A 24,794-nucleotide genomic window follows, 5' to 3' on the forward strand; every position below is an offset into this window, starting at 1 on the left:
TTGCAAAAGTGGCATTTTAACAAAAAAATCCCCAAAAATGCATTATCAATTTAGGGATTAAAACTGAATCTGGGAATCAGTTAAGGAGAAAGAGTTATTTGCGAAGCTCTTTGATTCTCGCAGCTTTACCGCGTCTTGTGCGTAGGTAGTAGAGTTTAGCACGGCGGACACGACCAATACGCAATACTTCTATGCTATCCAAACTCTCGCTATAAAGTGGGAAAGTTTTTTCCACACCGATGTTGTTTGCACCCATTTTTCTTGTTGTAAATGTCCTATCTACACCATTTCCGCGTATGGCAATGCACACACCTTCAAAGTGCTGGATTCTGCTCTTATCGCCTTCTTGAATCTTTATGCCTAGGCGGAGTGTGTCTCCAGCTTTAAATTGTGGCACTTTTCTCTCGCCGATCTGTGCTTTATTGAAGCTCTCAATATATCTATTTCTCATAGGCTGTCCTTTCTTTTTGGGTATGCTTTTTTGCTATCCGCCCGGTTGAAATATGGGCTAAAACGCGGTATGTTTGATACAAATCCGGTCTAAAATATTTTGTCTTGCATATCGCCAAGCGTTTTTTTAAGTCGGCGATTTTACTATGATTTCCCTTTGAATACACTGAAGGCACAGCTAAATTTTGTAAATTTTCATTTGGGCTTGTGGTAAATGGCGGACTTTTAGCAAAATTTGGTGCTTCAAGTAAATGTTCCGCAAAGCTCTCCCCCTGCAAAGATTCTGTATTGCCAAGCACACCTTGAATCTGCCTTGCAATACTATCGCATAGCACAAGGGCTGGAAGCTCCCCACCTGTGAGAATACAATCGCTTATGCTAAAGACTTCATCAGCATACATTTCTATGGCGCGTTCATCAAAGCCCTCATATCGCCCACATACAAAGCTTATATGAGATTCTTGGCTTAGGCGTTTAGCGTCATTATTGTTAAAAGGTTTGCCACAAGGGCTTAGAAAGATAATATGGGAACTTTTAAGTGGCGCTAATGCTCTGCTTAATACATCTGCTCTCATCACTTGTCCTGCCCCACCGCTGATTGGCGGCTCATCAACCTTTTGGTATTTATCAAAGGCATAATCACGGATATTGATGGTCTCAATACTGATGAGGTTGGCGTTAATGGCGCGTTTAAGAATAGAATCTGTAAAGTAAGATTCAATGAGTGCGGGAAAAAGGGTCAAAAATGAAAAATGCATTTTGCCCCCTTAGCTTTCTTGCAGGAGTAAAAAGGCGTTTTGTGTTGCTATGCAGTCTGTGCTAATGCTAAGGACATATTGGCTGATATTTGGGATATAAAACTGCTTTGGTAGCCCTTGGGAGATAAGCTCTGTGTGCGTTTGGATAAGAAAATAGTCAATCTTAGCAATACGCTCAATATCTTTCACAACGCCAAGATTCCTTTGTTTTGTATCCGTGGTGTCGCTAATAGCCGTGCCTATGAGTTCCTGCCATAAGATTTCGCCTTTTTTTAGAATCTTTTTGCTTTCTGTCAATGTGGAGTAAAGCTCATAATTGATTAGCTTTGCGGCACTCTCTCTGCTTTCATAGCCTTGAAAAATCACAAGATTCTTTGTTGTGTCAAATGAGTGAATGCGGATTGTATCAAGTGTGGCTTGGGCGTTTGGAGATTGATTAAAAGATATTTGAGCTGGGGATTGTAGATAAAAAGTCGCCTGTGGGGCAAAAATGGAGGGAAAATCGCTCATAATGTGAAGTTTCAACGCTCCATTTACGCCTACAAGCCGCCCAATTTTAGCAACTAAAAGTAGGCAATTTTTATTTGAATGTTCCATTATGTGATGAGTTTAGATTCAATGGGCTTGAATGGCGATTCTATAATTTTTCCCATCTTTAGCTTTTAAGCCTGAAATGAAAGTTTTTAAAGAGCCTACCATTTTGCCATCGCGTCCAATCAAACGCCCGACATCTTGAGGATCAGCAAAAATAGTAATTTCACAAGTATTGTCTTCTAGATTCTCAAGCTTAATCTCTATCGCCTCTGGATTGTTGGCTATCTTTTTTGCATATTCTTTGACAAAATCTTCAACCATCATCGCTTCTTTATTTTGAAGTCAGTTTAGCTACTCTTTCACTCATCTTTGCACCAACGCTTTTCCAATACTCTAATCGTTGTGCATCGTATTTGACAAGTGCAGGTTCAACCAAAGGATTGTAATAACCAAGAGATTCTATCCAGCCACCATCGCGTTTTTTGCGTGAATCTGTAACTACGATACGATAGAAAGGCTTTTTCTTACGCCCCATTTTAGTAAGTCTAATCACTGTTGCCATATTTTGCTCCTTAACATAATTGCTTTTAAAAAGCTGGAATTATAATGTGTTTTGCTTAAAGCACGATTATTTTGGCATACGCATATTGCCCATCATACTCATAAGCTCCTGCATACCGCCCTTTTGTGAAAGTTTTTTAGCTAATTTTGCCGCTTGATCAAACTGCTTAATAATGCGATTTATATCGCTCACTTCCAAGCCACTGCCTTGGGCTATTCTCTTGCGTCTTGAGCCATTGAGTAAATCGGGATTCTCTCTTTCTTTTTTTGTCATAGAATTTACCATTGCACGGATATTTTTAATCTCATTTGATTTGTCTAAATCCACATCTTTTAACGCACTTGCCATTCCGCCAAGCCCGGGAATCATTGAGGCAATGGAACTCATTGAGCCTAGCTTTTTAACATTTTCAATTTGATTAATAAAATCTTCAAAGCCAAATTGCCCTTTTTTGATTTTTTTAGCTATGCTTTTAGCTTCATCTTGATTGATGACACTTGCGGTTTTTTCCGCTAATCCTGCAATATCCCCCGCTCCCATAAGACGAGAGATAATGCGTTCAGGCACAAACACATCAAAATCCGCTACTTTCTCTCCGCTTCCTATAAACTTCAGCGGAACGCCGATTTGATAGGCGATAGATAGGGCAATCCCGCCTTTGCTATCGCTATCAAATTTTGAAAGGATCACCCCATCAATGCCAATTTTTTCATTAAAATTTTGTGCGGAGCGGATTCCATCTTGTCCGCTTAGAGAATCGGCTACATACAGGCATTCTGTGGCGTTAATAGAATCTTTAATTTCTAAAAGCTCTTGCATTAAAGCTTCATCAATACTTAAGCGTCCCGCACTATCTATGATAACCACATCATAATGTGTGTTTGTTGCTTTTTGCTTGGCTTCCTTGGCTACTTGCACAGCATTTTCAGGCTTTGAGCTTTGATTTGGTGTGAAAATATCCACTTCAATACTTGCGGCTAATTGACTAAGCTGCTCAATGGCTGCGAGTCTATGCAAATCACACGCCACAAGCAAAACTTTCTTACCTTTTTGTTTAAGATAAAGGGCGAGTTTGGCACTTGAAGTTGTTTTACCGCTTCCTTGCAAACCCATCATCAAAATCACACTAGGCGGCGTTGGTGAGAAGCTAATCCCATAGCTTTTTTTGGATTTTAGAATCTCATTTAAAGATTCTTGAAGGGCATTCATAAAGCTTTGTTTGCCTATGCCATTGCTTTTGGTGCGTTGGCTCACTTCTTGGATAATCTGTTTTGTAGCTTTGTGATACACATCATTTTTTAATAAAGTCTTTTTCAGATCATCACACGCCCTTTGAAGCGATTTTTCATCATCAGCAAAGCGGATTTTGTTAATAATGCCTTTAAATGAGCTTGTGAGTGTGTCAAACACGATAACTCCTTTGTGAAAATAAAATGTAATAAAAGGCGGAATTCTACATAAAAATCACTTTTATTATGCTTGTATTTGCTTCAAACTTATATAGTTAGAGGTAATCCATGAAATAGCAAGGAATTGTAATGATAAATTTTGAACAATCTCTACGAGAGAATCAGCTCAAAATTACACCACAGCGACTCGCAATGCTTGATAGGATTCAAAAAAACGGGCATATGAGTGTAGAGGAGCTATATGAGCAGATTCGCTCTATTTTCCCATTTATCTCACTCGCTACGATTTATAAGAATATTCACGCACTTTGTGAAGCAAATATCTTGCGTGAGATTAAAGCTCCAAAAGATAAACAAAAGTATGAGCTAAGTAGCGATAGGCATTTGCACGTGTATTGTGAGATATGCGGCAAGCTTGAAGACATTAGGCTTGATACACAAGCTTTAGAAAAAGATTGCAGTCAAAATAGCGGATATAGTATTTGTGATATTTCCGCGGTGCTTATAGGCAAATGTCCAGAATGCAGAATCTGGCCTAAAAACAAAAGCTAACAAAATCTTAAAAATCCCACCATACCTCGCGTTTAGGTGGAGTGGTGAACTCATACACTTCGCCAAGCATAGGCACACTGATAGGGATATTTGCCCCATCGCATAAGGCAATGAGATTTTTGAGTGGCTCATTCCACGCGTGAGAGCCAGAGACAAAGCGTCCATAGTGAATGGGGATAATCATTTTTGCCTTTAAATCAACAGCGACTTGTAGCACCTCATTTGTAAAAGAGTGTGAAAATCGCCACGCTTCATTGTATTGCCCATTTTCTAAAATCGCTACATCAATTCCGCCAAACTTTTCTCCAATCTCCTTAAAATGCGTATAATAGCCCCCATCACCGCTTAAAAATATTTTTACTCCAGCCATTTCTAGCATATATGAACTCCAAAGTGTCCTGTCCCATTCTATTGTGCGTCCTGAGCTGTGTTGCGAGGGCGTAGAAGTGATAATAATGGAAGGAGCAAGTTTTAGGCTTTGCCACCATTGTAATTCTGTGATTTTTTGAGAATCCACACCCCAAAATCGTAGATGAGAGCCAACGCCAAGTGGCACGACAAATTGCTTTACCTTATCTTTTAAGGCAATGATGGTGGGATAGTCCAAATGATCATAATGATCGTGGGTAATCACAAGCACATCAATGCTATCAAAATCCTCCTTGCCCAAATGGATATGAGAAGTAAAAGCACGATTAATCCAAGAATAAGGCGAGGCGTAATTGCTAAACACAGGATCAACAAGAATCTTAAAGCCCTGCATTTCTAGCATAAATGAAGAATGTCCAAACCACACAATAGCAGGATTCTGTGTATGAAGTGTTTTGAGATTTGTTTTAACAAATGGCAATGGGTGTTTGGGTTTAGCATTTTTAGGCTTAAAAAGATAGAATCTTGCCACTTCCCACCACGCTGCGCGTTTAATGTGCTTCGTGCGTGGATTAAGATTTGTAAAATAGCCCTTTTTAATGCCATTTTTATCTTCTCTCCATTCAAAATTTGGCACTGAAGAAAATCTTTGCATTTCTTCAGTATCCGGGCTAGAGCCTTTTGCAAGATTTTTAGAATCTTGAGAAATTCCACAAGTGGCACAGCAGGTCATAATCACAAAAATTATGCAGATTCTTACATTTGACAGCAATGCGGTGCTTCCGTGCTGATGGGTAGTTTTAAATCTTTCCACGCGTTAAATCCACCAACAAGATAATAGACATTATTATACCCTAACTTCTTAGCCCACATAATCCCTATAACCGCACTTCCCATAGGCGAAAGTCCATGCTCCCCACTATCATAAAATACGATTTTAGAATCCTTATCTTTTCCAATCAGGGCTATAAACTCATCTTGTTTGCGAGAGAGAGAATCAGCCTCCCAATTCCACTCGCTGCCATTGTCATTTAAGCTTGGACTTAAAGCAAACTCAAAATGTTTAGCATTAGGGATAAGCCCTAGATTATACACGCCACGCGGCAGAGTAGCTATAATCGTATAAGATTCCATATCTTGTACTAACTCATCAGGCAGGATAATGGTATAGCCATTTTGCCCCGCGCGTTGAAGAATAGCTGTCGCATCTTGGCTTAGCTTTTCATCTATACTTAGCGTTTGGAGTTTGTTTTGGGCTTCTTTAGCTTTATTTTCATCACCCTTTAGCTTGGCACTTTCAAGTGAGCTAACCACAGGCATAACCTCCACAAGCTGTGTGTAATAGCTGCTTTGCTTAGATTCTGTGGAATTAGAATCTGAATCTCCACAACCTATCAACGCTAGGCAACATACCGCTAAAATAGCGTTTTTCACTCTAAAAAATCTCATTTTACTTCTCCTTTTTGTGATTTGTGTTTAGGATTGCGTGAGCGTTTTAAGCTCGTTTTGAATCTTAGCATACTTTTCTTGTGCGAGTTCAAGGGCTTGTGTATTTTGCTCTAGCACCGCTTTTGGGGCATTTTTGATAAAATTTTCATTGCCTAACATTCCTTGCAGTTTGACTATCTCTTTTTCAAGCTTTGCTTTTTGATTGTTTAAACGCGTGAGAATGGCACTTAAATCAATGCCTTGAAGATTTATATAGCTCTCACTCAAATCGCTGACATCGCACACACAGCCCATTTGTTTATCTTTAACGATTTGTAAGTTTGTAACCTTAGCAAGTTTTTCTACAAAAAGTTTAAGCATATTTTCATCTACACTTATATTAAGCTTAACAAATACTTGTTCCACATTTGCATTGCCAAGCTCAAGCATTGCTTTTAATCGGCGGATTGAAATAATCACATCTTCAATCACTTTAAAAGTTTGCTCTATGGCGGATAGCTCTTCACTCACATTCTCTGCCTTTGGATAAGGGGCTATCATAATAGAATCTGCGGATTCTATCTCACTGCCATTCAAGCTATGCCATAGCCAATCGGTAACAAAAGGCATATAAGGGTGCAAGAGTAGCAACGCAGTTTTAAAAATCGCTCCAAGCTCATAGACAGAATCTTTACTTGCCTTTGCAAGTTCAATCCCCCAATCGCAAAATTCCCCCCACAAAAAGCGATATAAAATACTCGCTCCATCATTGAAGCGATAAGATTCTAAAGCCTGACGCACTTCATTAATCGCCACTTGCAAACGCACAAACATATACTGACCAAGTGGAGTTTGTATCTCTATCTCACTAAGATTTTTAAAAGCTTTAAAGGTTTTATTTTGAATCTCATCTTGTTGGGAGGCATACAGTTTTAAAAACTGCGTGGCGTTGTAGAGTTTATTTATAAAATTTTTAGAAATCTCACAGCTTTGAGTGGAGAGCTTCACATCTCGCCCTTGAGCGCATAAAATCGCTAGAGTAAAACGCAAAGTATCCGCCCCATAAGTGCTTATCATCTCTAAAGGATCAATGACATTGCCCTTGCTTTTACTCATTTTCTGCCCCTTTTCATCTCGCACCAATGCGTGAAGATAGACATCTTTAAAGGGCAGGGAGCCTAGCAAAGATTCGCCACTTAGAAGCATTCTAGCCACCCAGAAAAATAAAATATCAAAGCCTGTAATCAGCAAAGAATTAGGATAAAAATCGCTTAAATCAGAATCTGTGAAAAGGGCAGATTCAGCAGATTTGGCAGATTCTGTATTTTCATCATCTTTGCTTTCTTGTATGTTGCCCCAGCCAAGTGTGCTAAATGCCCAAAGCCCCGAGCTAAACCAAGTATCAAGCACATCTTCATCTTGCTTTGTGATGAGTGCATTGCATTTGGGGCAGGTGGGATTATCGCTCTCACACGCAATCTTTTCTCCGCATTCACAATACCACACGGGGATTCTATGCCCCCACCAAAGTTGGCGTGAAATACACCAATCTTTCAGCTCTCTCATCCACGCATTATAATTATTCAGCCATTGATTTGGGAAAAACTTTAGCCCTCCCGCATTGACTTTTTTAATAGCCTCTTGTGCGACTTCTTTTTTGACAAACCATTGCTTTGAGATGTAAGGCTCTACAATACTGCCACAGCGATAGCATTTGCCAACCTGATTTGTATAATCTTCAATCTTTTCAACAAAGCCAAGCGATTCTAGCTTTTTGACAATGCTCTCTCGTGCTTCTAGTCTTTCCTGCCCTTCAAACTCCCCAGCATAGGCATTTAAAATACCTTTTTCATCAAAAATGGTAATAGATTCTAAATTATGGCGTTTGCCTACCTCATAGTCATTGACATCGTGAGCGGGAGTTACTTTCACACAGCCCGTGCCAAACTCCATATCCACCGCTAAATCCGCAATAATGGGAATCTCCCTATTTAAAAGCGGCAAAATCACGCTTTTACCGATACAATCCTTGTATCGCTCATCGCTTGGATTTACCATCACCGCACTATCGCCAAAAAATGTCTCTGGACGCGTAGTAGCGACAATAAGGGCTTGTGTGCTATTCTTCATATTTTTGCTATTCTTTATGGGATAGCGTAGATAGTAGAGTTTGCCAAGATTCTGCTCGTATTCCACTTCAATGTCAGATAACGCACCATCATTGACACACCAATTAATCATATAGTTATCCTGCACGATTAAGCCTTGATTGTACCACTGCACGAAAGCTTTTTTAACCGCATTTTGCAAGCCCTTATCCATTGTGAATCTTAGACGCGACCACGCCGGAGTGATGCCTAGATGACGCATTTGATTAAGGATTGCGCCCCCGCTTTGCTCTTTCCACTCCCACACTTTTTTAATAAAGGCTTCTCTACCTAAAGATTCTTTGCTTATGCCTTCTTGTGCGAGTTGTTTTTGAACGACATTTTGCGTGGCAATCCCTGCGTGATCAAGTCCGGGTTGATAGAGCGTTTTAAATCCGTCCATTCTTTTAAAACGCGTGATAATATCCTGCAATGTAAAAGTGAGTGCGTGTCCTATGTGTAAAACACCTGTAACATTAGGTGGGGGCATCATAATACAAAACTTTTCTCCATTTTGAATATGTTTGTTCCCATCAATTTCAAAATATCCCCGAGATTGACAAATATTATAGAATCTAGATTCTATATCTTTGGAATTGTAGCCCTTTTTTTCCTGTGTCGTATTCTCCATAAAATGCCTTTGTGGTATTTAATTTGCTTTAGGTGTATTATAATACCAAATTGCTAAAAACAAATGGAGGTAAAAATGACTTATGAGCTAAAGATGCCAATTTTGGGCTTTGATGATGTTACAAAGGTGGAGCTAGAGCAGATAGATGAGACTTTTAGCAAGCTCCACTCACTTGATGGAACGCGTCCTTTTGAAATCACGCTTGTAAATCCCTTTTCACTTTGCGAATACAACTTCACTATTCCAACCGCTGATGAAAAGCTCCTTGATTTAGATGAGACAAGGGGCGATAAGGTGCTTGTATTTTGTGTAGTGGTGGTGCAAAAGCCTATTGCAAACTCCATTGTGAATCTTATGGCACCTTTTGTGTTTAATCCAAGCAATGCTTCTTGTTTGCAGGTTACAACTTTGCCTGTGGCTGAATATCCGCAATTTAGCAAAGTCCAACCTTTAAAAGAGTTTTTATCTCCTGAGATTCTACAAACACTTAGCAAATAATGCCACTCTCCAACCTTAACGCCGAGCAGTTAGCCGCCGCTACTGCTCCAAGCGGACATAATCTTATTATCGCTTCGGCTGGGACGGGCAAGACTTCCACGATTGTGGGGCGTATAGCCTATCTTTTGCAGCAGGGCTTTAAGCCTAAAGATATTTTATTGCTTACCTTTACAAACAAAGCAAGTAGTGAGATGATTGAGCGAGTGGGGAAAATCTTTGGCTCTAGCCTTGCTAAAGAGATAGAATCTGGCACATTTCACGCCGTGGCGTATCGCTATTTGCGACAGATGAAAAATATCCATCTTAAACAGCCTAAAGAATTGCAAATGCTCTTTAAAAGTCTGTATGAAAAACGCATTTTTAGCCAAGATTCCATTAAGCCCTATTCCGCACAGTATTTATATGAAATCTATTCGCTTTTTGTCAATGCTGCGTATAAGGGTGGCTTTGGGGCGTGGATAGTAGATAGGAATCCGCAGCAAGAGCCATATATTGCTATTTATGAAGATGTAATGGAAGAGTTCAAGGCATTAAAGCACACACATCATTATGCGGATTACAATGACTTGCTTTTATTGTATCGTGAATCTTTGCTAGAGCTTAGCTCACCGCCATTTATGGAAGTGCTATGCGATGAGTATCAAGACACTAATCCACTGCAAGATTCTATCCTTGATGCACTTAGACCCCAAAGTTTATTTTGCGTGGGGGATTATGACCAAAGCATTTATGCGTTTAATGGGGCGGATATTAGCATAATCAGCGGCTTTGGGGAAAAGTATGCAGATTCAAAAGTTTTTACTTTAAGCAAAAATTACCGCTCAAGTAAGCATATCCTTGAACTTGCTAATAAAGTGATAGAGAAAAATGAACGGGTATATCCCAAAAGGCTAGAAGTGATTAAACAAGGTGAGTTTGCCCCACCAAAGCTTGTGTGGTATGATGAGCTGTTTTTGCAGTATCAGGGCATTGCCAAACGCATAGCTTTAAGCAACATACCTTATGAAAATACCGCTATTATTTTTCGCAATAATTCAAGTGCCGATGGGATTGAGGCGAGTTTGCGAGAGCTAAATATCCCTTCAAAACGCAAGGGGAGTGTGAGCTTTTTTGACACAAAGGAAGTGGGCCTGATACTTGATATTTGCTCCCTTACGCATAATCCACGCGATATGATGGCACATATTCATACGCTGAGCTATGGCAAAGGCATAGGCAATAGCATTGCTAAGGATATTTATGAGGCGTTGTTTATCTTAGGTGAGGGGGATTGCCATAGGGGTATGTTTTCGCCAAAGAGTGATGTAAAAGCCTATCAGCAAAGGGCAAAAAATACACAGCTTGGACTTTTTGATGATTTTTTTGCTTTAGAATCTCAAGGTAGGTTTAATGAATATATTACAGGGGGCTTTGCTTCACACCCGCTTTTGCAACACCCAAAGATTCAAAAAGAGGGGGCGATATTTTTAAGTGATTTTTATGAAATGCTAGATTCTATAAGGCATATTAAAGAGCCAAAAAGGCTGATTGAGCGAATTGTAAATGCGAAGTTTTTTACTGACATTATGCAAAATCTAGCTAAAAATCGCTCTAAGACAAAAGAGGGCAGTATAGATTCTGCAAGGCTTGAACAGGCTTTAGAATCTATCAAACGCAAATGCAGCCTTTTGCTTGATTTGGCAAAAAATCACAATGATTTGGGGAAGTTTTTAAACGCGATGATTCTAGGCTCAAGTGAAGCAAGTGAGGGTAGTGGGGTAAATCTATTAAGCATTCACGCAAGTAAGGGGCTAGAGTTTCAAAATGTGTATGTGGTGGATTTAATGGATGGGCGATTTCCAAATCGCAAACTCATAAGCAAGGGCGGAAGCATAGAAGAGGAGCGACGGCTCTTTTATGTAGCCATCACGCGTGCAAAAGAAAATCTTATATTATCCTTTGCTAAAAAGGATAATATGAAAAACATCGACTATGCCCCATCAATCTTTTTATACGAGGGCGAATTGTTAAGCAAAGATAGTGTGGTTTAGGATTTACGCAGATGAGTTATAATGGCATTTTACAAGGATTTATGAGTGTAGGAGAGAAAAATTTGGAAGTTTTAATGAGTGGTGATTTAGCACCAATTGTGCTTTTTACCTACAATCGCCCAAGACATACTAAAGCGACTTTAGACGCAATAAAAGCTAATCATCTAGCCAAACAGAGCGTATTGTATATCTACCAAGATGGACTAAAGGAAAACGCCACAAAGGAGCAACGAGAATCTGTCCTAGAAGTTAGCTCTTATTTGCAGGATTTTATTACCAGCAACGAGAATAGCAAATACTTTAAAGAAATTACACTGATCCAAAGAGAGCGTAATTTTGGACTTGCAGATTCTATCATTGATGGTGTTACAAATATCATTAATAAATACGGCACGATCATTGTGTTGGAAGATGATTTGGTGACTAGTCCATATTTTTTAACTTTTATGAATGAAGCTTTACAAGTTTATCGCAATAATGAACAAGTGGCTTGTATAAGCGGTTTTGTCTTTCCTTTAGAAGGTGAAGAGATTCCATCGTCATTTTTCCTTAAAGGGACTGATTGCTGGGGTTGGGCTAGCTGGGATAGAGCGTGGAAACTATTTAATCCAAATGGCAAAGAGCTTTTAGACAAGCTTAAGCAAAGTGGTAAGATAGATGATTTTGACAAAGCTTATAGCGACGCAAAAAGCAGCAGAGGCTTTGCCCAAATGCTTGAGGATCAAATCCGTGGCAAAAACTCTTCGTGGGCTATTCGATGGTTTGCCTCGTGCTTCATATGGGATAAATACTGCCTATATCCACGCAATTCACTCGTGCAAAATATTGGCTTTGATATTGGCACACATTGCAAAGATGGAGAAGAAAACGACCCATATTTTGGTGTGCTATCAAATACCCCTGCCATCATCGATACAGAACAACCAATCCAAGAAATCCCCACCATACGAGCCAAATGCGATGCATACTACATAGGTAGGCAACATTCTCTACCTAGACGAATTTTAATAAGGGTTTCTAAAATATTTGCAAAAAGAATTGTAAAGCATTAATTTTTAACTTTTGTTAATGATTAAATGTTTCGCGAAAAACTTGTCTTGCTGGAGTTTTCGCTAATAAATTGTTTATCACAAACCTATGTTGTATTTATTTGTGCTAAAAATGGCAAAATATAGTGTGAAATCAAGACTGTGCAATATTGCGACACACTTTTTTCTGAGATTAAATGACAAGATATTAAAAGTTGTTGATGCCTATCGCTAATGCTGACACTTATCAATAAACGCTTTATGCTCTATGAGTTCCTGCTCTTTTTTAATCTCTTCTTGTGGGATAAGCTTAAAAGTTTCTTTGGCGTTTTTGCAGTCTTTAAGCTTGTAATATCCCCACGCTAGAGAATCTAAATACGCTGGGTTGCGAGGGGAGATTTCAAGGGCTTTTTTCACATACTCTACGCCCTCTTTGACATTCAGCTCATAATCAATCATCAAATAGCCCAAAAAATTAAACAAAAAGCCTAGCTCGGTATTTTGCGAGTTTTGCAAAGCACTATCAATCCGTTCATCTTTTGGCGTGTTTGTATCGGGCATTTGCATAAGGTTTATGGCATTTTTGAGATTTTGAGCAATATTTGCTATGGCTTTTTTATCTTTTTTATTGCTAGATTCAAAGGTATAAATCTGCTCTAAGGCTAGAAAATAGGGATTTTTATTTTCATCATAGGCATATTTTGCTTGTTTGGCAGCATTTTTATAATCTTGTTGTGCGATATAAAGCTCTAGGAGAATCTCTGGCTTAAAGGGGAATTGCGTGGCAATTTGCGAGGCTTGTTTGAATTTTTTTTGGTGGGCGTAAATAAGAATGAGATTTTGAGCATTTTCAATGTTGGGCTGGGCTTGAAAGGACTTTTCAAAAATATTTTCAATCTTAGCAATTTGATTAAATTTCCCATACACTTCAATGCTAAATTTACAAAAACTCCCAAAACAGCCATAATTTTCAATATGAGAGTTAAGGAGCTTCAAAGCCTTTTCTTGTTGGGACTGACTTAAATGCACAGCGACAATTTTTTGTAGCACATCTTGGGCTTTGCTCTCATTGTATGCAGATTCAAAGTGGATAAGGGCATTTTTAAAATCCCCTAATGTGGCATAAAGTGAGCCTAGAATATCATTAAGCAAGGCAGAATTTTCACTCTTAGCAATAATCTTTGCTTCCTGCAATGCTTCTTGCGTCATTCCTAGCTTAAGATAAGAATCTAAAAAAATCTTATGGATAACAAGATCTTTCTGCCCACCTTTTGCTACATACTCATTGGCAAAATCAAGCGTAGCGTGGGGATTATTCAGCGTTGAAGAAAGAATAATTGCCTCTTTAAAATATTCTAGTTTTTTAGTCTCTTCATACAGCACAAGATATAAATCCCTTGCTTTGTCAAATTGATTTTGTGCTTCATATTCAATAGCTTCAAATAAATAGCTATCCTCATCAAATGCCCCATAACAAGAGCCTATCATAATAAAACATAGGGCAAAAACACGCAAAATTTTCATACATATTCCTTTATTTTTATACCTTTGCATTCATTGCACAGAGTTTGTAAATCTTGCTTGTTTAGATTCTTATGAGCTTCCCAAAATGGGTAAGTGCGACATTGCTTTGGACGATAGGCATAAATGCTACATTGTTTAGAATCTGTATCAAAAAACACACAAGCTAAAGCATTTTGATAGGGCTTTTCAATAAAGGAAAATCTATAACCCACTTTTCTTACATAAGTTTTGGTAAAAGATTCAAAGCTAAATCCCAAAAAAGAGGCAATTTCTTGCATTTCTTTAATATCTACAAACACATAGCCCGAATCCCCCACACAGCACTTGCCTCCACAGCTTTCACAAGTGGAGTTTTCAAAGCTAAAGGGATAATCTTTATCGGTATTCATAGAAGCTTTTTGCATCGCTTTTGTAGATTCTATTAATGTATTCAACCTGCCCATCTTTCACGCATTCATTAAAAAAGCGTTTGCCTTGGTTGATTTGAGCGAGTATGAGCTGCTCCACACCCACAGCAGTGGCATAATTTACCCAATCATAGCGTAAATCACCACCTAGAAGCGAAGTGTATTCCACAAGTTTGGGATTTTGATTGTTAATCACATTAGCGACAAAGAGATTCTTGCGATCTTCTTTTTGGATAAGCAATAGAATCTGTGGGTGGAAGTTTGTTTGGACGGAGAGAAATTTATCAGGCTTATTTTTGGCAAGTCCCAGCTGTGAAGCCACAAGCCCCGTCCTTGCTGGAGGGGTATTAAAAAATACAACATTATTGGCAATTAGACGATCGTGTTTGCTTAATTTTTGCATAAAGGTTTTAGCAGATTCTGAATCTATTTCTTCTTCAAAGACAACGCGGTTGCTTTTGTTTTTTAAAATTCCACCAAGTGTTTTACCAATAAGGCTTTTATCGTTATAAGCGATGATATTTTTGCTCCCAGCAATAGAAAGCAAAAGCTCAATTTGTGCTTCATAATCAATTCCGCCAAAAATAAGATTTTTAGGCAAAGAGCCTATGTTGATTTGTTTTCTATTAATGGTAGGCACATAGGTGGGAAGACTTATATCAAGTGTGGCAAACTCTTGCGCTCCTTTTGGTGTGAGAATGGCAATGACAAAATCATAATTTTCTTTTGCGATGTTTTTGTAAGTGCTGTTAAGATTTGATCTGCTTTCATCGCCGCTATCAAAAATCTCAAACACAAAGTCATTGCCCCGCGTCATAAGGTAGGCTAAAATAGTATCAATGCTACTTGCAGAATAGCGTCCTATGATTTTTTTAGGCATTAAAAGAGCGAGTTTAATCTTCCCGCTGCCTTGCAGTGTCGGTGGCAACATTTGATCGGCAATGCCTAAGTCTCCAAGGACTGAAGAGAGCTTAGAGCGAAGCTCGGTATTATCTATACTAGGGTCAAAAAAGGCAACAAAAGAGAAAAACTCTCCCTTAGCAAAGTAATTCAGTAAGCAAGAGGTGCCACATTTTTCCGTGCTAATATTTAAAATCTCCTGTTGTGGCAAGGGCAGGGGTGAGATAATATAGCTTTTGGCAAAGGCGTGTGTAGCTAAACTCACACTTAAGATTCCATACAAACATAAGGCAAAAATAGGCTTTAAGTAGATGTTCATAATTGTCCTTTCGCAATTAAAAAGTCATTATGTGCCTGTGCTTTAAGTGAGGGATTCCGCACAAGCTCATTGAGTGCATAAGTAACTAAAAATTTCCTGTTATTGTGCCATAAGATTCTACTATGTTCCAAATGACTGCCCAAAATATGCTCACTGACCACATCGCCTAAAAGCACACAGAGCTTTGGCGCAAGGCTTTGAAGCTGTGTGAGTATATAGGGCTTACAGCTAAGAAGCTCACTTTTTTCAAAATGTGGATTAAGCGGATCGCATTTAATGAGTGAAAGGATAGAGACTTGTGAAAGAGAGAGCTTGAAAACATTGCTAATGATGTTTTGTAACATTATCGCACTTTTATTTTGCACAAATGCTTGAGATTCACTTACAAGAGGGATTTCACTGATAAAGCACACACTTGCATTTTGATTTATAAGCCCGATATTTGGGGCTTTACAATGTTTAATGCGATTGCAAAGTGAGCAATTTTTGATAAGGGTGTTTATGTCTTGCCCTATGGGGGCGTTGGATTTTGGGGCAAAAAGAGCATTTGCATATTTTTCCCCACAAGCTTGGCGTTTGTAGAGTTGCTTTAATTGAAGAAGTTTTAGAATCTGTGCTTTCATATCGCTTTACATATCCATACTTAAACCAACGGGGCAGTGATCGCTCCCAAAAATATGCGGATAAATCTTGGCATCTTTGAGATGAGATTCCAAAGAAGTAGAACATAAAAAGTAGTCAATCCGCCAACCGGTGTTATTTTCCCTTGCTTTTCCCATATAGCTCCACCAGCTATATGCCCCTTCAAGTGTGGGATAAAAATGGCGAAAAGTATCAATAAATCCAGATTCTAAAAGCTCACTCATTTTACCCCGCTCTTCATCGGTGAATCCTGCGTTTCTGCGGTTTGTCTTTGGATTTTTCAAATCAATTTCTTTATGAGCGACATTTAAATCCCCACAAATCACCACAGGCTTATGCTTTTTTAACTTTTTTACAAATGCCCTAAAGTCATCTTCCCACTCCATACGATACTCTAGCCGTTCCAACTCCCGCTTAGCATTAGGCGTATAGACATTGACAAGATAGAATCTCTCATATTCCGCTGTGATTATCCTGCCCTCCTTATCGTGATGGCTAATCCCCATATCATAGGCTACTTGCAAAGGCTTAATCTTGCTAAGCACAACAACGCCAGAATACCCCTTTTTCTCCGCACTATTCCAATACTCACTATATCCTTGAAAGCTAAAATCACCCTGATCTTTTTGCATTTTAGATTCTTGGATACAAAAAATATCCGCATTCACTTCATTAAAAAAATCCATAAAGCCTTTATTCATACACGCACGCAGTCCATTAACATTCCACGAGATAAGTTTCATTATAGTCCTTATTTATAAAATAGTTATGTAGATTCTAAAGTATGGCGACCCTTGAAAGATTTGAACTTCCGTTGCCACCGAGAAAGGGTGGTATCCTTGGCCAACTAGATGAAAGGGTCGGCAGAAGTATAGCAAACTTTATTTAAGATTTTGCTAGGGGCTTTATGAGAGATGTGTTGAGTTTGCTTGATAGGCTAAAGGCTCATCTAGAATCTATCTTGCTTTATTTTATGTCCTATTTATATTCCACTGCATAAATATCCACCGCATTGCCTCCACCATATTTTGCTTTGCCTTGTGCGGTTACATAGACAAACTTTCCATCTTTGCTGACATCAAGCCCCACAGGAAATGAGTCTGCTTTGATTTGTAAAATCTGCTTCATACTTTTAGATTCTACTACGGCTACCATAGAGGCAGTGTTACACGCAACAAAGATATATTCTCCATCTGGGCTTAACTCTATCGTTCTAGCTCCAGCACCAACCTTTGCATTCTGCCAGTTTTTAAATATAGCCTGTTTTTTCTTAGCACTAAATTGACTAAAAGATTCTATAAAATCACTCATTTTTGCTTTTTGCACATAGCCATCTTTATTTACACTTAAATACAAATAGCCATTTTTAACAACAAGATGCCTCACATTTGGCATCATACCCAGCATACGCCCCAAATATGTGCCGCTCTCTAAATCAATAATGGCAATGCCCCCACCTCCGCCCATACAGCCCACAAGCAGATATTTGCCATCTTCGCTAAAAGCCATTCCACGCAACGCATAGCCACTGCCCGTATCCCTATCAACTGATTTATCTAAGGGATAATTAAGCGGCAAAACATAATCCACCACAAGTCGCTTTGTGTGCTTCCATTCCTTTGGATTCTCACTTGAAACATCAATTAACGCCACCGTATTATCTCCCCAATGTGAAATGGCCACACTCTTGCCATCAGGCGAAGTGGTAATCATTTTTGGCAATGCTCCTGTTTCCATAAGTCTAATAATAGCATTGCTTTGTGTGTCAATGATTGCCACAGCAGAAGGGTCTTGTGCGTTTATATCATAGGAGCGGCGATAATAAGGCACCCATAAATATTTGCCATTATGCGTAAAGGTTGATTCCACAGGCTTACCTGTGAAGTGATTATTTTTTGGATAATGTGTGAATTTATAGAATCCAGAATCTTCACTCCATAAAGAATCTTGGGCTTCTGTGATTTTATGACTGATAGTCGCAATTTTATTATTTGTCTTCGCATCAAATACGATAGTCGTAGCTCCTTCAAGTGAATTGACATAATATTTACTGCCATCAGTATGGATATTCACACTTTTTGGGGAATATATAGCACTCTCGCGTGTTTTTGCATCACCGCCGTAGTTCTGCTTTTTTGCGATAAGTGTGAGTGTGATTTTCTCATCTTGTGAAGTGGCGGTTGTGCCAATTTTTGGATGGATAACTTGAATATTCTGCGTAGGCTTGGCATATATATGTGATAAACACGCTAATAGGAACATAGCAGAGAAAATTACTTTTTGTATCCGCATATATTGAAAAAAAAATAAAAACATATTAAACACCTTTGATTGTGGAATCACGACTTGAAAATCAAGCTAAACGAGCAAATCGAAATTGTAGGGTGTAAAAATATATATTTAGTTAATACAGGATAGGCGAAATGCTGTAACTTTGTTTGGTTAGAATTTTAGCTCTCGTTATGCTTTTTTGGATTGTAAGATTATTTTAAGGAGCAAAGAAAATGCAGGAGTATCTACAAGGCTTTTTTGTCGCTTTTGGGCTGATTAGTGCTATTGGGGCGCAAAATGCTTTTGTGATTAAATGTGCTATAAAAAAGCAATATACTTTTTTGGTGTGTGCTGTGTGCGTGGGCTGCGATGTGGTGTTTATGAGTATTGGTGTGCTAGGCTTTGGCTCTTGGCTCTCTCAATCTGCTTTTTTAAGCAAGATTCTAGCCTTATGTGGGGCGATATTTTTATGCTACTATGGGTTTTTATCATTTAAATCCGCCCTGCACCCTAAAGCTCGGCTAGATTCCACGCAGGAGCAGAAAAGCATTCCGCACAAGGCTATTTTGCTTCAAACCCTTGCTATGACGCTTTTAAATCCCCATATGTATTTGGATACGATTGTCTTGCTTGGTAGTGTTGGTGTGAGTATGGAATCTCAACTTGATTTTTTATTAGGCTGTGTGAGTGCCTCTGCGGCGTGGTTTGCCCTGCTTGGCTTTGGGGCAAATGCGCTGTCGCCTTATTTTACTTCGCCAAAAGCCTTTGTTTGGCTTGATGTATGCGTGGGCTGTGTGATGTTTGGTATAGCTTTTAGTCTTTTGCTATGGGTGCTAGGGCATTGATATGATCAAGAATCTCCCTTGCCCCATTTGGCTTAATCTTACTCATCACTTGACTTGATTTTTGCTCTAGAATCTCGCCTTGTAAAGATTCTATAAAGCCTAGCACAGATTCTATATTAATCTCATTTTCGCGTATCACAAAGCCTAAGCCCTCATCAGTAAAGCTTTTAGCATTAAAATATTGATGATCTTTTGCTGCAAAAGGATAAGGCACAAATATGCCGATAAGCCCATTTGCCGCCATTTCCCACAGGCTTGAAGCACCGGAGCGCGCAATGCAAATATCTGCTTGTTGAAGACGCGTTACAAGATTCTTATCAAAAGCAAATAAATCAACTTTATGTAAGATTCCAAGATTCTCATATTCTTGCTTCACTCGTTCAAAGTCTCGCTCTCCGCATTGATGAGCGACATTTATGCCTTTTTGTAAAAGCAAGGGAGTAAGCTTTAAGGCAAAGTCATTAATGCCCTTTGCTCCTTGAGAGCCACCTAGAAAAAGGATATTTTTACACTCCTGCCTTATGCGAGAAGTGGTAAAAAACTCATCTCTTACAGGATATGAAGTGTGAATAAAGTTTTTAGAATTTGAGCTAAAACTACCAAAAACGGCTTTAGCAAAGGGGGTAAGAATCTCATTAAGTTTGCCTTTAATGGCATTTTGCTCGTGGATAAAAAGGGGGATTCTAGCTAGAATCGCCCCCATACTCGCCCCACCTGCACTAAATCCACCCACACTGATAATATGCGCAACCTTATGGGCTTTGAGAATTTTCCTAGCTTCCAAAGTGGCTTGAAACTGCTTCCATAAGGCTTTAAGTTTATTGAAACCGCTTTTATTCACTACGCCGCTAGATTCTAAAAAATAACATTGCATGAAAAGATCACTCTTTTCAAACCACGCTTTATCTTGCCCTAAGGTTGAGCCTATGTAAATAGCTTTAAGATTCTGGGTTTTCAGTTCTTGTGCTAATGCTTTGGCAATGGCTAGATGTCCGCCTGTCCCTCCACCTGTGATTGCAAACATATCTTTCCTTTAAGTGAAATTCTAAGAGTGTCAAATTGTAGTGAAAAATATCAAATAAGGCATTAAGTTAAATTCCTATACAATCCCAAATTTTATCTCTCACAAAACAAAAAAGGCAGAAAATGGAAAAGATTATCACACGCTTTGCACCTTCACCTACGGGCTATTTACACATCGGTGGGCTACGCACAGCATTATTTAATTATCTTTACGCAAGGGCAAATGGCGGGAAGTTTTTGCTCCGCATTGAAGATACGGATTTAGCCAGAAACTCACTTGATGCGACAAAGGCGATTATTGAAGCATTTGAGTGGGTGGGGCTAGAATATGATGGCGAGGTGGTGTATCAAAGCAAACGATTTGATTTGTATAAGGAATATATAAAAAAGCTTTTAGATGAGGGCAAGGCGTATTATTGTTATATGAGTAAGGAGGAGCTAGATTTGCTTAGAGCAGAGCAAGAGAAAAATAAGCAAACGCCAAGATATGATAATCGCTATCGTGATTTTACAGGCACACCACCAGATGGCGTAAAGCCTGTGGTGAGAATCAAAGCTCCGCTTGAAGGGAGTGTGAGCTTTAAAGATGGTGTGAAGGGTGAAATTAACATTCAAGCAAAGGAATTAGATGATTTTATCATAGCACGAAGCGATGGCACACCTACTTATAATTTTGTGGTGGCGGTTGATGATGCACTTATGGGGGTAAGTGATGTCATACGCGGTGATGATCATTTGAGCAACACGCCTAAGCAGATTATTGTGTATGAAGCGTTGGGTTTTAAAATACCCAGATTCTATCATGTGCCGATGATTTTAAATCCACAAGGCAGGAAGCTAAGCAAACGCGATGGGGCAATGGGTGTAATGGACTATAAGCAAATGGGCTACTTGCCTGAAGCGATTTTAAACTTCCTTGTGCGGCTCGGCTGGAGCTATGGGGATAAGGAGATTTTCTCCCTTAAAGAAATGTTAGAGCTTTTTAATCCAAATGACTTAAACAGCTCTCCTAGTGCATATAATGAGACAAAGTTTTTATGGCTTAATCAGCATTATTTGAAGCAAACTTCAAATGAGAATCTTGAATCGTTGCTATTAGATTTTGGGGTAAAAATCCTTGAATCTCACAAGCGAGATGTGCTTTATAACGCACTAAAAGATAGGTGTAATACGCTTATTAGCTTTGCTCAAGGCTTTGAAGAAGTGATGAATGCTCCAAGTGCGTATGATGAAAAGATGTATGCCAAGCTTGATAGGGCGGCTATTGCGGCTTTGGGGGCGTTTTGCGATGAGTTGAGTGGGGCAAAATGGGAGATTCAAAATCTTGATGAGCTGTTACATAGTTTTGCTGAAAAAAATGGTATAAAAATAGGCAAGTTTATGCTGACTTTGCGTTGTGCCCTACTAGGTAAAAGTGGAGGCATTGGCGTGTGCGAGGCATTGTTTGTTTTGGGATTAGAAGAGAGTTTGGCAAGATTTAGGGCATTTATGGCATTTGCAGGGTAGATAGGGGGCTAGATTCAAAAAAAAGGTTAATCCTTGTTTTGACACATTGGCAGAAAAGTTAGATAATGGCGGATTTATTTCGCTTAAAAAGGAATACACAATGAAAATCGGTGCGAGAAATCAGCTTAAGGGCAAGGTCGTTTCTATTCAAAAAGGCAGTGTAAATGCGATTGTAGAGATTGATATAGGTGGGGGGAATGTGATAACTTCTACCATTTCTTTAGAATCTTTACAAGCATTGCAGCTTGAAGTAGGCAAGGAAGCCTATGCGATTATCAAGGCCACATCGGTTATGGTGGGTGTGGAGTAAGAATGCTCCATAGATATATTTTTATTAGCCTGTGTGCGTTTGAGTTTGCTTTTGGCGGGTGGTTTGTAGAATCTTGGAGTTTGGAAGATCCCCCTACGCTAGAGCAGAGTTTAAAGGCTTTGCTAGAAGTAGATTGCAAAAAAGTAGAATTGCTTAAAGGGATAACGCCAAAGTTTCACTATAAAGGCGGTGAAGCAGTGAAAGAATGCGAGATTGAGCAAAAACTGCTTAGGGTGATTATTGAAGATGATGTGCAGGGCTATCAAAAAATGCTTGATAATAATCAGTGGAGCAGGTATTTTTTATTCTACACAACCCAAGCTCCACGGCTTGAAATCACACCGCTTATGGTGTCAATCGTGTTTGATTCATATAATGTCTTTGAGCTTATTTTGGCAGAATCTGGCAGGGTTGATTTGCTTACAAAAGATAAGCCAAGATTTAATATTAATCGTATGATGTTGGATCACTACTCTTCGCTTGGAGCATTTCAGTTACAAGATAGAATCTTTGATGTCAATGGCGTTTCGGCACTTGATTTAGCCGCGATGTATCATCGCTATGGCATGTTTTGGGAGATTCTAAAAAAAGGGGCGGAGTATAATAACCGCAAACATCCAAACAGTAATGGTATTGTAGCTTTTGGGGATTCTCATATTTTGGAGCTTATGCTGTATTTTGATGAGAGTTTTTTGCGTGATTTTGGTGGAGGGAATATGCTACACTTTGTCGCACGCGATGGCAATATGGAGCTTTTGGAATATTTGATTAAAGAAAAACAAATCCCTATAGATTCACTGAAAGCTGGTGAAACGCCCCTTGATGCAGCACTCAATGCTAAGAATTTTCAAAAAAAGCCTCAAATTGAGATCGCAAAAAAACTCATTGAGCTAGGTGCAACGCCAAGTGAAGCCAATGAGAGACGACTAAAAAGGCTACTACAAAAAGAGCAATAAGGGCAGGATTCTATTAGGATTGTTAAGACACTAGGGTTGCGTAAAATCTTACGTGAAATCTTGTGTAATGCTTGCTCCTACAACACAAGATTTAAGAATGGTTGGTTTTTTGATACAAAGGCTAAGTTTTTGGATATTGCTGTGTTGTGTCTTTAGAATCTTAGCCATATCAAGTAAGGCTACTTCTAAAAGCCCATAGGCATTGTTTTGCAAAGATGTGGTGATGAGATTGCAAATCCCTACATAGTCTAAAAATGTGTCTGTGTAGGCGTAGGTAATTTCCGCATTTATCTCAATAGGTTGGGGAGCGTGGCGTTCCTGCTCTAAGATTCCAATAATGGCTTGAATGCGGACATTTTCAATGTGGAGTGTGATATTTGCACTCACAGTACTCTGCTTTCTTTACCGCTAAAAAGTCGCTTGATATTAGGGATATGTGTATAGAGAATGAAAAGCCCTATAAGCACCACAGGCGTGTGTGTGTCAATCTGTGCGATAATAGATATAGAATCTGGCAAAGGCACAACATAAGGAATAACAAATGTAAGAATAATCCCGCTTAAAACGCCAACAAGTGATGAGATAGACGAGATTTTAAAGACTTTGCCTACAATGCCCCACACAATCAGCCCACAAATCCCCTCCACTGGGATAAGGAGTAAAACAGAGCCAATGGCAGTTGCTACGCCTTTACCGCCTTTGAATCCTAAATAAGGGCTATAACAATGCCCCAAAATCGCCAAAAGTGCGATAAGCCACTGGGCTGAAAAGCCTAGTCCAAGCATTTTAGCAAACGCTACGACAATCAAGCCCTTTGTTGCATCAAGGATAATGGTAAGAATAGAAAACATTTTTGCTTTGCGTTCATCAATCTCTTTTACCGCACGATATACATTTGTAGCACCAATGCTCCCTGATCCTATTTGGCGAATATCTCGCTTGTAGATAAGCTTCACAAGGAGCCAACCAAATGGTATGCCACCAAAGAGAAAGGCAATAATGTAAAAAATCACATTGATATTTGAAAGCGTGTATAAAATATCTGTCATAACATTCCTTTTTTGCGATATTACTGCGTGATGAGCTGAATCTTTGCTTGAGCAAGGGAGCTAAACTCATCATCATAGAAATAGACATTCTCTAGCCCCTCTTGCACAAGCTCTGTGCCTAAAATACTTGCCGTATGCCCAGAGTAGCACACAAGCACACATTTTTTATCTTTATTTTTTTTGATATGTGCATACACATCATAGGGATTATTAAGCTGTAAAGAACCCTTAATATGGCAGAGTGCATAGTCCTCTGGATAGCGAATGTCAATAATGCAATAGTTTTCATCTAAGTCTTTGGCATAGAGTGGCGTGGCAAGGCTCATATTATTTTTGCCTTTGAGTTCCCCTTTGAAATCCATAGTGTATAGTCCTTTGTGTAATTTTTGGCATTGTATCTTAAGTTAGTTAAAATCTCTTAAAAGGGGAAGTGAGTTTGTGTGAGTTTGTATTGACTTTGGGGATTAAGAAAAGTTTTTGGTATTTCTCATATTCATTTTTTTGGAGATTCTATAAGTTTATAGAATCTCGCTTGATAAGCCCACTAGTGTTCTATGGCTTAGAGAGAAGTGTGTCGCTTTGGTCTGCTTCTTTTGCCTTGTTTTGGGACTTTTCTTTTGTGGCTACTTTTGAATCTTTGCTAGAT

General features: G+C 39.1%; 27 protein-coding genes and 1 tRNA gene. 8 read left to right on the forward strand and 20 right to left on the reverse strand.

Features of this window, described 5'->3' with window-relative positions; all coding sequences use genetic code 11:
- Positions 1 to 94: 94 nt before the first annotated feature.
- The 6 genes from rplS to ffh all read right to left on the reverse strand — a co-directional run bounded on the left by rplS (position 95) and on the right by ffh (position 3,714).
- The gene (gene rplS / locus HCN_RS00890; RefSeq protein ID WP_002957355.1) at positions 95 to 451 is read right to left on the reverse strand and encodes a 50S ribosomal protein L19; all 357 of its coding nucleotides are present in this window, start codon (positions 449 to 451) and stop codon (positions 95 to 97) included.
- Positions 441 to 1,208 (reverse strand): tRNA (guanosine(37)-N1)-methyltransferase TrmD, encoded by a 768-nt coding sequence (gene trmD, locus HCN_RS00895; protein ID WP_002957354.1) that lies wholly within the window; start codon positions 1,206 to 1,208, stop codon positions 441 to 443. The genes rplS and trmD overlap by 11 nt, the downstream gene beginning before the upstream one ends.
- Before the next feature lie 9 nt (positions 1,209 to 1,217).
- Positions 1,218 to 1,805, reverse strand: coding sequence for a ribosome maturation factor RimM (rimM, locus tag HCN_RS00900; protein WP_014666269.1), 588 nt, complete (start codon positions 1,803 to 1,805; stop codon positions 1,218 to 1,220).
- Positions 1,806 to 1,823: 18 nt separating this feature from the next.
- The gene (locus HCN_RS00905) at positions 1,824 to 2,063 is read right to left on the reverse strand and encodes a KH domain-containing protein (RefSeq protein WP_002957352.1); all 240 of its coding nucleotides are present in this window, start codon (positions 2,061 to 2,063) and stop codon (positions 1,824 to 1,826) included.
- Between the two features lie 10 nt (positions 2,064 to 2,073).
- Entirely contained in the window at positions 2,074 to 2,304 is a 231-nt protein-coding gene (gene rpsP / locus HCN_RS00910) for a 30S ribosomal protein S16 (protein WP_002957351.1), read from the reverse strand.
- A 66-nt stretch (positions 2,305 to 2,370) separates the two neighbouring features.
- Complete coding sequence (ffh, locus tag HCN_RS00915; RefSeq protein ID WP_002957350.1) at positions 2,371 to 3,714, reverse strand: signal recognition particle protein; 1,344 nt, start codon at positions 3,712 to 3,714, stop codon at positions 2,371 to 2,373.
- 128 nt (positions 3,715 to 3,842) lie between these two features.
- Here ffh and HCN_RS00920 point away from each other — a divergent pair, with 128 nt between their 5' ends.
- Positions 3,843 to 4,265 carry a Fur family transcriptional regulator gene (locus HCN_RS00920; RefSeq protein WP_002957349.1) on the forward strand — a complete coding sequence of 141 codons (423 nt, stop codon included), beginning with the start codon at positions 3,843 to 3,845 and terminating at the stop codon, positions 4,263 to 4,265.
- Positions 4,266 to 4,272: 7 nt separating this feature from the next.
- Here the strand turns inward: HCN_RS00920 and HCN_RS00925 are convergent, their stop codons facing one another.
- Genes HCN_RS00925 through HCN_RS00935 form a run of 3 tightly spaced genes read right to left on the reverse strand, consistent with a single transcriptional unit; the run spans position 4,273 to position 8,840 of the window.
- Positions 4,273 to 5,448, reverse strand: a complete 1,176-nt coding sequence (locus HCN_RS00925) for an MBL fold metallo-hydrolase (RefSeq protein ID WP_231900485.1) — start codon at positions 5,446 to 5,448, stop codon at positions 4,273 to 4,275.
- Complete coding sequence (locus HCN_RS00930) at positions 5,391 to 6,083, reverse strand: rhodanese-like domain-containing protein (protein ID WP_014666271.1); 693 nt, start codon at positions 6,081 to 6,083, stop codon at positions 5,391 to 5,393. The genes HCN_RS00925 and HCN_RS00930 overlap by 58 nt, the downstream gene beginning before the upstream one ends.
- A 27-nt stretch (positions 6,084 to 6,110) precedes the next feature.
- Entirely contained in the window at positions 6,111 to 8,840 is a 2,730-nt protein-coding gene (locus HCN_RS00935; RefSeq protein WP_014666272.1) for a valine--tRNA ligase, read from the reverse strand.
- A gap of 75 nt (positions 8,841 to 8,915) precedes the next feature.
- Here HCN_RS00935 and fliW point away from each other — a divergent pair, with 75 nt between their 5' ends.
- Genes fliW through HCN_RS00950 form a run of 3 tightly spaced genes read left to right on the forward strand, consistent with a single transcriptional unit; the run spans position 8,916 to position 12,420 of the window.
- A complete protein-coding gene (gene fliW, locus HCN_RS00940) occupies positions 8,916 to 9,338 on the forward strand; it encodes a flagellar assembly protein FliW (protein ID WP_002957345.1) in 423 nt (140 codons plus the stop codon).
- Positions 9,338 to 11,368 carry an ATP-dependent helicase gene (locus HCN_RS00945; RefSeq protein ID WP_014666273.1) on the forward strand — a complete coding sequence of 677 codons (2,031 nt, stop codon included), beginning with the start codon at positions 9,338 to 9,340 and terminating at the stop codon, positions 11,366 to 11,368. Before fliW ends, HCN_RS00945 begins: the two co-directional genes overlap by 1 nt.
- 11 nt (positions 11,369 to 11,379) lie before the next feature.
- Positions 11,380 to 12,420: a glycosyltransferase family protein gene (locus HCN_RS00950; protein WP_014666274.1), complete on the forward strand. Its 1,041-nt coding sequence runs from the start codon at positions 11,380 to 11,382 to the stop codon at positions 12,418 to 12,420.
- Positions 12,421 to 12,627: 207 nt separating this feature from the next.
- Here the strand turns inward: HCN_RS00950 and HCN_RS00955 are convergent, their stop codons facing one another.
- The 7 genes from HCN_RS00955 to HCN_RS00985 form a co-directional block, all read right to left on the reverse strand.
- Entirely contained in the window at positions 12,628 to 13,920 is a 1,293-nt protein-coding gene (locus HCN_RS00955) for a tetratricopeptide repeat protein (RefSeq protein ID WP_014666275.1), read from the reverse strand.
- Positions 13,917 to 14,309 carry a YkgJ family cysteine cluster protein gene (locus HCN_RS00960; protein WP_014666276.1) on the reverse strand — a complete coding sequence of 131 codons (393 nt, stop codon included), beginning with the start codon at positions 14,307 to 14,309 and terminating at the stop codon, positions 13,917 to 13,919. Before HCN_RS00960 ends, HCN_RS00955 begins: the two co-directional genes overlap by 4 nt.
- On the reverse strand, positions 14,296 to 15,546 hold the full coding sequence (locus HCN_RS00965; protein ID WP_014666277.1) for a hypothetical protein: 1,251 nt from the start codon (positions 15,544 to 15,546) through the stop codon (positions 14,296 to 14,298). The genes HCN_RS00960 and HCN_RS00965 overlap by 14 nt, the downstream gene beginning before the upstream one ends.
- Positions 15,543 to 16,169, reverse strand: a complete 627-nt coding sequence (locus HCN_RS00970) for a uracil-DNA glycosylase family protein (RefSeq protein WP_014666278.1) — start codon at positions 16,167 to 16,169, stop codon at positions 15,543 to 15,545. Before HCN_RS00970 ends, HCN_RS00965 begins: the two co-directional genes overlap by 4 nt.
- Before the next feature lie 6 nt (positions 16,170 to 16,175).
- Complete coding sequence (locus HCN_RS00975) at positions 16,176 to 16,931, reverse strand: exodeoxyribonuclease III (protein ID WP_014666279.1); 756 nt, start codon at positions 16,929 to 16,931, stop codon at positions 16,176 to 16,178.
- 42 nt (positions 16,932 to 16,973) lie between these two features.
- Positions 16,974 to 17,050 (reverse strand) — tRNA-Glu (locus HCN_RS00980).
- A gap of 116 nt (positions 17,051 to 17,166) precedes the next feature.
- Positions 17,167 to 18,504, reverse strand: a complete 1,338-nt coding sequence (locus tag HCN_RS00985; RefSeq protein WP_231997578.1) for a YncE family protein — start codon at positions 18,502 to 18,504, stop codon at positions 17,167 to 17,169.
- Positions 18,505 to 18,692: 188 nt separating this feature from the next.
- On the opposite strand from HCN_RS00985, the gene HCN_RS00990 reads away from it, so the two are divergent.
- Positions 18,693 to 19,304 (forward strand): LysE/ArgO family amino acid transporter, encoded by a 612-nt coding sequence (locus HCN_RS00990; RefSeq protein WP_014666280.1) that lies wholly within the window; start codon positions 18,693 to 18,695, stop codon positions 19,302 to 19,304.
- Here the strand turns inward: HCN_RS00990 and murG are convergent.
- Positions 19,273 to 20,328, reverse strand: a complete 1,056-nt coding sequence (gene murG, locus HCN_RS00995) for an undecaprenyldiphospho-muramoylpentapeptide beta-N-acetylglucosaminyltransferase (protein WP_014666281.1) — start codon at positions 20,326 to 20,328, stop codon at positions 19,273 to 19,275. The two genes, HCN_RS00990 and murG, sit on opposite strands and share 32 nt — an antisense overlap.
- Positions 20,329 to 20,450: 122 nt before the next feature.
- Here murG and gltX point away from each other — a divergent pair, with 122 nt between their 5' ends.
- The 3 genes from gltX to HCN_RS01010 are packed head-to-tail and all read left to right on the forward strand — an operon-like array spanning position 20,451 to position 23,099.
- A complete protein-coding gene (gltX, locus tag HCN_RS01000) occupies positions 20,451 to 21,833 on the forward strand; it encodes a glutamate--tRNA ligase (RefSeq protein ID WP_002957335.1) in 1,383 nt (460 codons plus the stop codon).
- Positions 21,834 to 21,879: 46 nt separating this feature from the next.
- Positions 21,880 to 22,143, forward strand: a complete 264-nt coding sequence (locus HCN_RS01005) for a TOBE domain-containing protein (protein ID WP_231997579.1) — start codon at positions 21,880 to 21,882, stop codon at positions 22,141 to 22,143.
- 2 nt (positions 22,144 to 22,145) lie between these two features.
- The gene (locus tag HCN_RS01010; protein ID WP_014666283.1) at positions 22,146 to 23,099 is read left to right on the forward strand and encodes an ankyrin repeat domain-containing protein; all 954 of its coding nucleotides are present in this window, start codon (positions 22,146 to 22,148) and stop codon (positions 23,097 to 23,099) included.
- 48 nt (positions 23,100 to 23,147) lie between these two features.
- Here the strand turns inward: HCN_RS01010 and HCN_RS01015 are convergent, their stop codons facing one another.
- Genes HCN_RS01015 through HCN_RS01025 form a run of 3 tightly spaced genes read right to left on the reverse strand, consistent with a single transcriptional unit; the run spans position 23,148 to position 24,510 of the window.
- Positions 23,148 to 23,486, reverse strand: a complete 339-nt coding sequence (locus HCN_RS01015; protein WP_002957332.1) for a dihydroneopterin aldolase — start codon at positions 23,484 to 23,486, stop codon at positions 23,148 to 23,150.
- Entirely contained in the window at positions 23,483 to 24,148 is a 666-nt protein-coding gene (gene plsY, locus HCN_RS01020) for a glycerol-3-phosphate 1-O-acyltransferase PlsY (RefSeq protein ID WP_002957331.1), read from the reverse strand. The genes HCN_RS01015 and plsY overlap by 4 nt, the downstream gene beginning before the upstream one ends.
- A gap of 20 nt (positions 24,149 to 24,168) precedes the next feature.
- Complete coding sequence (locus HCN_RS01025) at positions 24,169 to 24,510, reverse strand: rhodanese-like domain-containing protein (RefSeq protein ID WP_002957330.1); 342 nt, start codon at positions 24,508 to 24,510, stop codon at positions 24,169 to 24,171.
- Positions 24,511 to 24,794 lie beyond the last annotated feature (284 nt).

Origin of the sequence: Helicobacter cinaedi PAGU611 (genome assembly GCF_000284635.1) — a bacterium.
GTDB lineage: Bacteria > Campylobacterota > Campylobacteria > Campylobacterales > Helicobacteraceae > Helicobacter_C > Helicobacter_C cinaedi.